General features: G+C 42.1%; 5 protein-coding genes. All 5 read left to right on the top strand.

The features are described 5' to 3' along the window. Window positions 1–541 precede the first annotated feature (541 nt). Entirely contained in the window at window positions 542–3,553 is a 3,012-nt protein-coding gene (locus Q0688_RS12920; protein WP_299077205.1) for a hypothetical protein, read from the top strand. 44 nt (window positions 3,554–3,597) lie between these two features. After that, window positions 3,598–4,737, top strand: coding sequence for a hypothetical protein (locus Q0688_RS12915; RefSeq protein ID WP_299077202.1), 1,140 nt, complete (start codon window positions 3,598–3,600; stop codon window positions 4,735–4,737). 43 nt (window positions 4,738–4,780) lie between these two features. Beyond that, complete coding sequence (locus tag Q0688_RS12910) at window positions 4,781–5,251, top strand: hypothetical protein (protein WP_299077199.1); 471 nt, start codon at window positions 4,781–4,783, stop codon at window positions 5,249–5,251. A 31-nt stretch (window positions 5,252–5,282) separates the two neighbouring features. Next, window positions 5,283–6,329 carry a hypothetical protein gene (locus Q0688_RS12905; protein ID WP_299077196.1) on the top strand — a complete coding sequence of 349 codons (1,047 nt, stop codon included), beginning with the start codon at window positions 5,283–5,285 and terminating at the stop codon, window positions 6,327–6,329. Between the two features lie 146 nt (window positions 6,330–6,475). After that, window positions 6,476–8,378 (top strand): hypothetical protein (locus Q0688_RS12900; protein ID WP_299077193.1); only part of this gene is annotated, 1,903 nt, incomplete at its 3' end.

Raw genomic sequence — 8,378 nt, 5'->3', positions numbered from 1 at the left:
TAAGGGATTTAATCCCGTTTTATTTTTGTATTTGTTATCAAGTAACTGTACAGCAACTGAATGTGCTAGAAAACCGTGAAGAATAGGATTTATTCATGAAAGTTTTTTGACGAGAATCGAGCTTAGAAGTGCACAAAAGTTACTTAAATTGTTATTTATTCAATATTTTACAATTCACATACAAAAAGTCACACCTCATATTTTCTGAAAATTGTGACAAAAATTGTCGCTGATGGACACATAACTGATTGTTTATGTAGGTCTTTACTACTAAAAAACACAGCGATCAGAATATTCCTAAAAAATACATACTTATTTTGTAAAACCTCATTAAATTTAAGCAATTACAGTCGATTATGAGACATAAGTCCCACATTTCAAAGATTTGACGTAGGTCTAACTCCTCAATATTATCTGACAAAGTTCAACTAGACAGATTGAGACATTAGTGACGAAAACTTATTTTAACTTCCGATATAAAGTTCAACTATGCATTATTTGCATCAGTAACTTTTGTCGCCAAAGTTATTTGAGTAAACACTTGATCGCTGGATTTATCGTTTTATTATTTACCAGCCAGGCTGCACTTTCTGAAAACGTCATTTTACGCCATAGCTTTGCGGGTAATATTTCTTTTGCACTGGCAGGCAATACCCTACGCAGTTCAAGTAATACTTGCGCACCAATCAGTGGGGGCGAATCTTCAAGCACGATCAACATCCCAATTGGCGCAACCATGAAAGCCGCTTATTTATATTGGTCTGGTTCTGGTTCGGTTGATCCTACGATCGTTTTTAATAACTCAACACTGACTGCCGACATTAGTCACGTTGAAGTTTTTCAGGGCCGTAATTATTTCAGCTCTAAAAAAGATGTAACAAACTTAATCTCTGTAAGCAGCACATCGCATAAAGCTTCTGGTGTTACTTTTAATGGCTCTACCAGCTATTGTGATGTACAAAGCGCCTATGCTGGCTGGGCTTTAGCCGTTATTTATGAACATACCGGTGAACCACTAAGGGTTATTAACGTATTTGATGGCTTTAAGAATTTTTGGGGCAGCGAGCTTGACTTGATTCCAGATAATTTTGTTATTGCTCAAAACCCAGCTGCTAAAGGTGGTAAACATGCACACATTACGTGGGAAGGTGATGCCAATAACTCACAACCACGAAGCAACTTTAACGAAACATTAAGATTTGAAAACAACAATTTAACCGGAACGAATAATCCAAACGGCAATCAATTCAATGGCTACTCAAATATTTCGGGTGGAAGAAATACAAGTGGCGTTGATATTGATGAGTATCAAATTGGTAGCTACCTCACCGCAGGGGATACCAGCGTACATACCACCTATTCTTCTGGGCAAGATGCTGTATTTTTAACCGCTGAACTGATCAGCGTGCCTAACGAACCAGTGGCTGACTTATCAATCCAGCAGACCGGGCCTAGCAGATTCATACGTGGCGAGAACAATACAGTCAATTTCACTGTTTATAATAACGGACCCAGTATCGCGACAAGCAGTACTGAAATTTCAATTCCATTACCGACAGGCCTCTCGCTAAACTCCTTTACGGGGAATCAATGGAGTTGTAATGAAATTTCTGCAAATGTTATTTGTAACTATACCAATGATATAGCCAATAACGCTTCGGCCAACTCACTTTCCATTTCGTTCTACTCTGATAATTCGACGAATAACAGCGTTAATATTACTGCGACCGTAACCGGTGTTGTATTTGATAATATCTTATCCAACAATACTCGCACTCAAACCTACTCGGTTATTTCAGCGGACCTTTCTACATCATCAAAATCTGTGACGGACCTCAACGGAGGTAATGTCCAAGCCGGTGAGAAAATCAGATATACAATTGATTTAATTGAAACTAACGGGGTTGCAAAATCTGGAATTTCTGTAGTTGACAACTTACCCAATAATATTTCTTCATTTGAGGTTATTAGCCTACCGAATGGAGCAAGTAATAATAGTCAGCAAGCCCCCGCGGGAAGTAATTCAACAGGATTAATCTCTATATCGAATATTTCAGTCGCGGCTAATGCTACAGAATCAATCGTAATTGATGCCATCATCCTCGCTTCGTCAACTGCAAATACCGCAATCGAGAATACAGCTACCATCAGTGCTCAGAATATGTCTGACATAACCATTAGCTCTCCTACAATTTATGTATCCAAACCCGCAAACCCAGCGACGGGTAATAAGCCACTTTATTTACGCCAATCCTCTAATTTAAGTAGAGTACAGCCAACCTCTAGCGCTTTTCATACATTGGCAGATTTAGCTGAGAGAACGTATATTATTACACCCGCTTTTCAGCAAGAGTTCATTTTTTCAGATTCTACCGTCAGTGCTTATTTATTCTTACAAAACGACTATAATCGTGATTCTTGGGGACATACTGTTACCGTTACTCTGTTACGTAACAACATAAGTATCGGCAGCGTAACTCGAACGATATCTGTTCCTTCTGTAGGTTTAAACGGTGATAATGTTGCCCTATTCGAATTCTCTATTCCCCTATCTGGCACCCCGACTCTTGATCCTAATGATACGTTATCTCTTAAAGTAGCTAATGATTCTCAGTATGGAGAAGATAGCTTACGCATATATTCCATTGACCCAAATGTAAATAACGCTGATAGCATTTCACCCTATAGTTTAGTGAGCCTTCCAGCTGCCACTGTTATTAATGTTGACAATATATCAATTCTTGATAACAACTCACAGGAAGTAAGTGAGGCTTCTCCTACAGAGACCATTATTATACAAGCTGAGATTAGTGATCCGTTTGGCGCATTCGACATAACGTCATCAAATATAACCATCACTAATTCCCAAGGCACAACGCTTGTGAACAAAGCAGACATGAGTTTTTTATCTGAGCCACATCCTGCTAAAAAAATATTTCAATTCAGTTTTAATTTGGCTGCAGATGCTGAGCTTGGAGACTGGAGTATTTCAGTGACCGCTCTTGAAGGTGTTGAAAATGACATCGAGCATACCAGTGAATCAACCTTCAAAATCGTACCTCAACTACCCAATATAACCTTAACCAAAAATGTAGATGTGTATTCGGACCCTATTCACGGTACCAATACTGCAACATCTTTCGCTAAGGCTATCCCAAATGCTGTTTTAACTTATACGATTTCGGCAAGTAATTCCGGCCCTGGGGCTGCTCAAATAAATAGCATCTGGATCGCCGACGCAATACCATTAAATATGTTTATGAATGTCTTAGATTTTGATGACGTCGCAGATACAGGGCCAATTAAAGTACTTCCAAGTGCATCGCCCAGCGGGCTCAACTATAACTTTGAAAGTTTAAGTAGTAACTCCGACGACCTAGAATTTTCAGCTAATAATGGCGCAAGTTTCACCTACAGCCCTACCCCTGATAGCGACGGTATCGATAAGAATATTACTCATTTTAGAATAAATCCAAAAGGAGTTTTTCAAGCACCTGCTGCTGGAGAAAGTCCTACTCAATTCACCATTAAATTCAGAGTACGGCTTCAATAGCGTTGCTCAATGACTGATAAAAGAACCAACAAAAGGTATTAAATATGAAAAACGTTCCATTCACTAAATTACTAGCTTCTACTGCTATTTTAGGGGCAACCTTATTTAGCACGAATGCATTGGCCATTGGTACTGAAGCCGGTACAGCCATCCAAAACACGGCAACGGTTAGCTTTACGCGAAACGGCAGCTCTGATAGCGAGCAAGCAAGTGTGAGCTTTAAAGTTGACGAGATCATTAACGTGAACGTTACTGCCGCCAATGCCAGTACTAACATCACTAACGGCGATCAAAATGCGGCTATTACCTATACAGTAACCAACACAGGTAACGGCCCAGAAGCGTTCAAACTGTTTGAATCGATCGGTGCAACTAACGATTTGCCGCTAACAGCCGGTGATTTAACAGTGTATTACATCGATACTGCGTCATCTGATGGTACATTTGATCCTAACAACATTAATGAAACTCTATACACTGGTACAGACATAAACATTTTAAGAGACGAATCCATCACGGTTTACATCGTTACCGATGTACCGAATGCTGCGACCTTAAATAGCCTAACAGACCTTGACCTTACCGTTGTGTCTCAAACTGAAGCTAATGGTATTAAAGCGGGCGAATCTGCTTTTGGTACTGTAATCCCTGGTGCGGGTGCTGATTCCACTAACGCGATTATTGCTGTTGACCAAGGTCGTGATGATGCAACGTCTGAATTGAAAGTAACGACTTTCGATCCAAGCCAATCTCTTGAAGTACTGATTAATAAAACAATCCTTGGTTCAAGCGCTTTGATCAACGGCACTGCAACAGTTACCGATCAGAAGATCCCTGGTGCAATGGTTACTTACTTCATTAAAGTAACGGTTCAAAACGATACCGCAACCGCCCTTGCTATTAGCGATATTATTCCCGCTAACATGACGTATATTGCAGAAAGCCTACGTGTTCAATCAGCAGCTGGTAGCACGATTAATACACCAACTTACAAGGCGCCTGTGTTACCTGCACAGACTCCAGCGACTTACTCTAACTTTACCGCGCTAACCGATACGAACTCGGATGCCGATAATGCAGAGACCGTTCCTAACACAGGTACTGTTACATCGATCAATGTTGCACTGGGTGATTTAGCACCAGGGGAATACGCAATCTTGCTAGATGCAACTGTAAATAACTAATCGAATTTAATTTATGAATATCAACTTACCAAGAGGAAGCAGCATGATAAAAAACATCACACTCGCATTAAGCCTCGCACTGATGAGCTTCATCGTAAGTGCAGAAGTGACACTGACAAATACTGTGTTTGAAGTGGTTACCATCACCAATAAAGATGGTAGTCAGCAAGACCAGTGGCAGCAGCCGGATAAAATTTTACCGGGTGAACGTGTTGGTTACAAAGTTGAAGTGAGCAATAAAGGGACTGAGCCGGCTGCGGATATCGTAATCGCAAATCCTATTCCTGAACATACTGTGTATGTTCAGGGGTCAGCAAAAGGTTTAGAGACCCAAATAGAATTTTCTGTTGATAACGGAAAAACCTACGCACTGCCTGCTGAGCTTTTCATTGAAAAAGATGGCGAACGTGTGCAGGCAGAGGCCGCTGACTATAGCCAAGTTCGCTGGTCCTTAAACAAACCCTTGGCTGCAGGTGCTTCAACGACCGTGCAGTACATTGTTAAAATCAAATAACGTTTAATAAAATTTTAAGAAGGTAAAACTTATGAAATTGAAAACCCTAGCGTTAGCCGTAACGGCTACCGTAGCAAGCTTTTCAGCTGCGGCCGAGACCCCCTATGGTGATCTTATTACCAACACGGCAAATTTAAGCTACTCGGTTGCCGGTGGCACGAGTGTTGACGCAACACCAGCGACTGCAGAATTTAACGTAGACCGTTTGGTTAAATTTAACTTAACAGCAGCAAATGCTACGGCTGATGCACCTGTTGGTGAAGATACGACCATTGGCTTTACGCTTACCAATAACAGTAACGCCGCAATGGACTATTCACTACCTACCCTAGATAACGTTACTTATTTCATCGATGAGAACGGTGATGGTGTTTTAGACGCGGGTGAAACCACCCCTGTCCCAGCCACAATCTCACTTGCTCAAGATGATGGTGATGGCAACACGTCCACGCACGTATATAACTACATCGCTGTATTTACACCGCAGCAGGGTGTTGATGGTGAAACTATTGAAGTTCTGTTCTCGGCAACGGCCATTGAAAATGATGCAGCTCAGGGTACTGTTGGAAGCGCAGTTGTTCCAACACCTGCGACTACAGCATGGGATCCAGATGTTGTGCAAACTGTTGCCGAAACAAATGCTGCAGGTGAATTTATCACTACTCAACCTGAGCCAGTGACTTTCACCTATGTCGGTGCAAATATTGCCCTTGCGAAAGCAGTTGAGGTCGTTAGCGACCCTGTTAGCCTAAGTGGTAACGCTCCTGCTGGCTATACGCCTAAAGCAATCCCTGGTGCTGTTTTAAAATACACTCTAACAGTGACCAACTCTGGTGCTAAAGATGCAGACCTAACACTATCAGATGTTATGCCTAGTATTTTTTCCGAAAGCGATATTGATACAGCAAGCTACAAGCAATCTCTTAATGGTGCTGCTGCCACAGACATTTCAGCCAACGTGACAGCGGCTACAGATGCGGGAGTCGTAACCATTACCTTCCCATCAGTAACGGCGACTAAAAACGATGGTACTGATAATGGTACGGTTGTGACGTCTTTTGAAGTAACGCTGCCTTAATGTTGCCATTAAGTACGCTTCGCACTCACTCACTCCAGAGCTCTTGCTCTGGGGTGCGTGAGCGCTCTATTAATAATTCTCTACTTTCTAAAAATGAAAGCGAGCTCACACATAAGTGGTTTTATAATTTCACCATGCAACTCCTTATGTGTGCGTTTGTTTTATTCAGTTCTTTATTCTCACTCACCGCCTCTGCAGCAGAAGCAGGCGATGTGCTAGACAGCGCCGCATCGGTTCACTACTTCTACAACGGCCTTTCTTATTCAAAGTCAGATAATGCACCTTTCGTTGTAGAATCTGCAGCCGACAGTGCCCCAGGCGCTCCAGGTACTTCTTCAGCCATTGATATTTGGGGCCCAGTATCAGCACCCAATTCAGACAAGAACTCGAACCTAACTCAATCTGAATGCCGTATTGGTAATGGCACCACAAGCACTACCCAGCTGACATACGCTAACGGCAATCCTCTTAATCTGCCTGCGTCTATACCTTCGCAGCAAAGCGATGTATTCAAAGCAGGTTCACCGTTAATTGTGCGTGTGATTGACCTTGATGAAAACCTTGATAACAACCAAATTGATACGGTCACGGTTACGATCAACTCAACCAATCCGGTAGAGAGCAAAGAGCTTGTATTACACGAAACGACAAATGATAGCGGCGAGTTTATTGGCATCATCCAAACAACCGCCACCGAAACGGTTTCTACTAATAGCTGTGACCTTGCATTAACACCTGAAAGCCAGGTTTCTATTAACTATCAAGATTCGCAAGATGCAGAAGACTCACAAAGTAAAACACTGAGCTTTGATCCATACAGCCGTGTATTTAATGCCTATACGGGCGAATTAATCGATGGCATTACCGTTCGCTTAATTGATAACAGCAACGGCCTGCCTGCTACGGTATACGGCGATGACGGAACCAGTACCTTCCCAAATACGATCGTTTCGGGTGGGCAAGCACAAGATAGCAGCGGCAAATCTTATAACTTCCCAACCGGTGGCTACCGTTTCCCTTATATTGAAAATGGCGACTATCGTATTGAAGTCGATACGTCTATTGCGTATATCTTCCCATCAGAAACTGATGACCAAGTAATACAAACATTACCGACTGCACCCTATCGCTTAAACAATGCATCTCGCGGTTTTGCAGCGTCAAGCCAAAACTTATTATTGAATGTTGATATTCCTTTAGATCCTCAGTCAGACCGAATTCTATTGGATAAAAGCAGTACTTTAACAACGGCTGGTATTGGTGATTTTGTTCCTTTCGAAATCAGCATGACCAATATTGAATATGACGTATCTAATATCAAATTGATTGATACCTTACCGGTTGGTTTAAGCTATGTAGAAGGCTCACTGCGCGTTAATAAAGCAGCGTATAGTGATGTGCTCGTAAGCAATAATGGCCAACAGATTACGGTTAACTTTCCGTCGCTACTGTCGCAAGAAATTGTGAGCATTTCTTACATCAGCCAAGTTTCAGCAACCGCCAGCGGTACAATGACCAACGTTGCTGAAATTTCTCACCCTATTTTAAAGTCAAACATCGCAACGGCGAGCATCGACTTCCGTGATGACTTAATGCGCGATAAAGCCCAAGTGATTGGCCGAGTTATTTTAGATGACTGTGATGGCAACTTAGATGCTGAAGGTTTAGCGGGTATTCGTATTCTTATGGAAGACGGCCGCTATGTAGTTTCCGACCAAGAGGGTCAGTGGCACTTTGAAGGCATTAAGCCTGGTTCCCACGTTATTCAATTAGACGTTGCAACGTTGCCACCTTACTTAGAATTGTCGACCTGTGATAATGAATTCTTCCATGCTGGTCAAAGCTATTCTCAGTTCATCGACGTGCAGCCGGGTACGCTTTGGCGTGCAGACTTCCACGTTCAGCCAAAAATGCCAGATAACGGTGATGTGAAGCAAACCCTATTAAATGAATTAATGCCGCTTAGTGAAGAAGAACGTTTGGCAGAATACAAAACACCGGTCGATAAAAAAATCATCTATACCGCCAATATTGGCGGTACCGGCGTTG

This window comes from uncultured Paraglaciecola sp., from assembly GCF_937123705.1.
In the GTDB taxonomy this organism is placed as follows: domain Bacteria; phylum Pseudomonadota; class Gammaproteobacteria; order Enterobacterales; family Alteromonadaceae; genus Paraglaciecola.
Note: the sequence above shows the minus strand (reverse complement) of the source record. Positions and strands in the feature narration are given on the sequence as shown.

Coding starts and splice junctions, on each gene's coding strand:
- Q0688_RS12915 (WP_299077202.1), top strand. CDS start 3,598: ATGAAAAACGTTCCATTCACTAAATTACTAGCTTCTACTGCTATTTTA.
- Q0688_RS12910 (WP_299077199.1), top strand. CDS start 4,781: ATGATAAAAAACATCACACTCGCATTAAGCCTCGCACTGATGAGCTTC.
- Q0688_RS12905 (WP_299077196.1), top strand. CDS start 5,283: ATGAAATTGAAAACCCTAGCGTTAGCCGTAACGGCTACCGTAGCAAGC.